The following is a 4,527-nucleotide window of genomic DNA, read 5'->3' on the forward strand; positions in this document are numbered from 1 at the left end:
TTTAATTTTGATACAGCCCCTTGTTTTTAATATTACTATACGTAAATCTATTTTTTAAATATATCTAATAAACTTTTAAAGAAACCTTTTTCCTCTTTAACTTCTTCTTTCACTACTCCCTTGTCTTTATCTCCTTTATTATCTGCCTCTGCTTTAACTTCCTCTGTTCTCATAACAAATTTAACTTTTCCATTCATAGAATTATTCATACCTGAAAAAGCACCATATTCCTTAGAAAGTTTTACAAGCTCATCCTTAGCTTCAACTACCCCTTGTATATCCTTTATAGCAGTATTACCTTTTTCATTTAACTTATCTAAGCCTTCTTCTTTTAATTTAACAACACCCTTATAAAGTTCTGTGTTTCCTTCTTTTAATTGATTTATACCTTTTAATAATTTCCCTGAATTATCATATAGTTCATTACTTCCATTTAATAATAATGAACCTCCAGCTCTTAACTTATTAGTACCACTTACTAAAGAACCAATTCCTTGAGATAGTGCTGTACTTCCATTATACAACTCTGCTGAAGCTCCATTAAGTTTTGCTGAACTTTCCTTTAAAGTGTTAGTACCTTTTAATAAAAGTTGCCCTTTATTTTTAAACTCATTTGACCCCTTAGATAATCCATTTAATCCTTCTTCAAGGTCACCTGCACCAATAGAAGCGCCTTTCATTCCTTGTTGTAGTTTTCCTATGCCATCCTTTTGTCCCTGAGATACAGCTTTAATTCCACCACTTGCCTTTGCAATATTATTTGCTAATTCAGGATTAATCTTTGCAACTGAAGCACCCATTTCATCTAATTGAGCTGCTATTGCATCTAAATTTGCTGTAGAATTATTGAGATTAGTTAAACCTTCATTACCTGCAGCTAATCCTTCTTTTAGCTTTGTTGAACCAGTTAAACATGAGTTTATCCCTTTATCTATGGAATTATAGGCTGTAAATAATTTAGAAGCGTTGTCTTCATAAGTTTCTATTCCTTTATAAAATTGTCCTTGAGCATCCTTTAATTGTGAAAGTCCATTTTGTAGCTTATCAGCTCCAGATTTTAAAGTAGGAGTATTATTAGATAATCTGTCTATTCCATTGCTTAAATCATAAACTCCATTTTTAAAAGTTCCTACTCCATCATTAAATTTAGCATAGTTGGAACTTAACTGTTCCTGACCATCTACTAGCTTTTTAGAACCTTCTAACAATTCATCCCCACCATTTTGAAGTTGAACAAGGGAATCTTTCAAGCTATCTAAACTATCATCATCACTAATACTTTCTAAATCTAGTGCTTCTGTAGTTGCAACCATCATAATAGCTGGCACACTAAAGTTTGTAGTTGTTCCTTCTATTACTAAAGTATCTTTAATATCTAACATACTTCCTAAATTTAAAGACTCTTTTAATCCTGGTGCAGAAACAAAGGTAATTGAGGAATTATTACCATCTTGAATAAGCTTACCATTATCCACCTTTACGTCCTTAAATTTATCATTAGATAACATAATTTCTGAAACTGTGACAAAAGGAACATACAAAGTTCTATTTTCTCCATTGATTTTAACTGTTCGTGATTCATTATTTTTTACTGTTAAAGTTATTTTAAAATTACCTGATTGTCCTAAAGCTTCCTTAGGCTCTACTTTTTTTCCATTAATCTCATAGTTTAGACTAACTGATAAAGGTAATTCTCTCTTACTTTCTCCTTCATAATAAAGATCTTTTCCTTCTACCTTCCAAGTTAGTTCCTCTCCACTTATAGCTGGAGTTTCTTCACCTTTAACATTTTTTATATTATCTAAATTACACTTGTCCTTAAATTCTCCTAGATTTTCTTCACCATTTATCCAAGTGGATACTATCTTTTGTTCTGGTTTTCCATTACTATCTAAAATTACATATACTGTTTCATCCTTGTTTATTTCTTGTGCCATTGCTACTGTAGAAGTCATCATAGCTGCTACTGTAGCTAACACTATAACTCTCTTAGATAATGCTTTTCTTTTCATTTTTATGCAGCCTCCTCAACATTTTTTATAAAACCTTTACTTGTTTTTACTATTACTTTCTCACTAATTAACAGAATCCCTGGTAATACAAATAAAATTACAAACATACTAATTATTGCTCCTCTTGCCATTAATGTACATAGCGAACTTACCATTTCCAGTTTAGATATAATACCAACTCCAGCTGTAGCCCCAAAGAATGTCAAAGCGCTAGTAATAATTGATCTAGATGAGCTTTGAACAGCTATTCTCATAGCATCCATTTTGTTTGATGACATTTCAAGTTCTTCTTTAAATCTAGAGGTTAATAATATAGCATAATCCACTGTAGCACCTAATTGTATTGTTCCTATCACTATTGACGCTATGAAAGGAATTACACTACCTGTATAGAAAGGAATACCTAAATTTATAAATATTGCAAGCTCTATAGCAATAACCAAAATTATTGGCAAACTTAATGACATAAATACTAGTGCTATAATTATAAATATAGCTACTATAGATGCAATACTAACATTTTTAAAGTCTATATCTGAAATTTTGATTAAGTCATTAGTCAATGGAGCTTCTCCACTTACTAATCCATCAGAATCATATTTTTTTACTATGTCATTTATTTTTACAAGTTGTTCTTTTACCTCATCTGTTGCTGCCTTATATTCTGAGTTTACTACAAAAAGCTCATAGCCTCCTGATCTTATCTTTTCTAATAAATCTTTTGGTACAAAACTCTCAGGTACCCTTGGTCCTAGTATTTTCTCTAGGGCAATTACTGAAGAAACTCCCTCTACCTGTTCTAGTTCATCAGCCATAGCTTTAACTTTATAGTTATCAAGGCTATCTTTAATTAAAATCATGTTTGTAGATGTCATCCCGTAGTCATTCTTCAACTTATTGGTTCCCACGATAGATGGTAAATCCTTTGGAAGAGACTCATCTAAATTGTAATATACTTTAGCATTAACCTTACCTATAAATGCAGGGATAAATACTAAAATTCCTATTAATACAAAAGCTTTATGGTGCTTTACCACAAATTCAGAAGTCTTTTCAAAGGTTGGTAGTAAAGTTTTATGTCTATATTTATGAATAACCTTATCAAATGTAAGAATTAAAGCAGGTAAAATAGTTACTGTACATATAACTCCAAGAAGTACTCCTTTGGCCATAACTAGCCCTATATCTTTACCAAGAGCTAAATCCATTGTACAAAGAGCTAAAAATCCAGCTATTGTAGTTAATGAACTTCCTGCTACAGAAGTCATTGTATTGGCTATAGCATTTGCCATAGCTATTACTTTGTCCTTTTGAACTTCTCTTTCTTCATCATATCTGTGCAGTAAGAAAATTGAGTAATCCATAGTTACTCCAAGTTGCAATATTGCTGACAGAGCCTTAGTTATATAGGATATCTCTCCAAAAATAATATTACTTCCCATATTATAAATTACTGCAATTCCTATACTCCCTAAGAATATAACTGGTATTACCACTGAATCCATAGTCAGTGCTAGAACTATTAAAGATAATACTACTGCTATTAATACATAAAATGGAGTTTCCTTATCTGATAAGTCCTTAGTATCTTTAACTATTCCAGCCATCCCACTTAGAAAACTTTGTTCTCCAGCAACCTTTCTTATATCTTCTACAGCACTTTGTGTAATAATATTAGCACTACCTTCCTCTAGCATTATTACCATCATAGTTGAATCCTTAGCATAAAACACATCTTGTATGCTACTAGGAAGTATATCCTTAGGAATTGGTGAATCCAAAACATCATTTATCCATAATACCTTTTGTACTCCTTGAATTTTTTCCACCTTTTCCTTTATTTTTGCCACATCCTTATCTTCCATACCTTCTACTATCAGCATACTAAGTGATCCACAATCAAAATCTCTTTTTAGAATCTCTTCTGCTCTTACAGTTTCTAAATCATCTGGTAAATAGCTTAGTATATCGTAATTAATTTTAGTCTTAATAAACCCCAATACAGATGGAATAAGTAATAAAAATGCTAAAACTAAAATTATAACTCTACTCTCAGCTATCTTCTTAGATATCTTTGCCATAGTTCATGTCCATCTCCCTTTCATTAATATCTCTCAATTTTATACCGACCAGTCAGTTTCATCAATCGTCACCCACCTTGGATTTCTTCCATTTTCCTTTTTTTAAAACGTTTTCATGGCATATTATCTTTATTTATCTTCTCTTTTCATAGCATCATATCTTTTTAAAGTGATATTTTTACAATATTGAATTTCTAATCCTTTATTCCTTCAATAAAAATTAACTTTACTCTTTATCTCCATTGAGAATCGTCATTCTGATTCCAATGAAATTTTCTGAAAATTGAACCTTCGTTTCATATATGTACATATCTTCATTAAAAGGAAAAAGTACATTAACAAATTATTTACTTATTAACAATTAGTAACAACATATACTTACTATTAATATCTATTTCCTCTGTAAAAATAAAAAGGGGCTTTCGCAAAATAGA

Annotated in this window: 2 protein-coding genes; both read right to left on the bottom strand. The window is 30.9% G+C overall.

What is annotated here, in order from left to right:
- Positions 1–47: 47 nt before the first annotated feature.
- Entirely contained in the window at positions 48–2,012 is a 1,965-nt protein-coding gene (locus tag B2694_RS00415) for a hypothetical protein (RefSeq protein WP_346884083.1), read from the bottom strand.
- 2 nt (positions 2,013–2,014) lie between these two features.
- The gene (locus B2694_RS00420; protein ID WP_346884084.1) at positions 2,015–4,093 is read right to left on the bottom strand and encodes an efflux RND transporter permease subunit; all 2,079 of its coding nucleotides are present in this window, start codon (positions 4,091–4,093) and stop codon (positions 2,015–2,017) included.
- Between the last annotated feature and the right edge of the window lie 434 nt (positions 4,094–4,527).

This window comes from Clostridium sp. UBA4395, assembly GCF_002390995.1.
Classification (GTDB): Bacteria; Bacillota; Clostridia; order Clostridiales; family Clostridiaceae; genus Clostridium_J; species Clostridium_J sulfidigenes.

Bases quoted from the DNA above. Each gene is read 5' to 3' on its own strand.
- B2694_RS00415 (WP_346884083.1), bottom strand. From the start codon at position 2,012: ATGAAAAGAAAAGCATTATCTAAGAGAGTTATAGTGTTAGCTACAGTA.
- B2694_RS00420 (WP_346884084.1), bottom strand. From the start codon at position 4,093: ATGGCAAAGATATCTAAGAAGATAGCTGAGAGTAGAGTTATAATTTTA.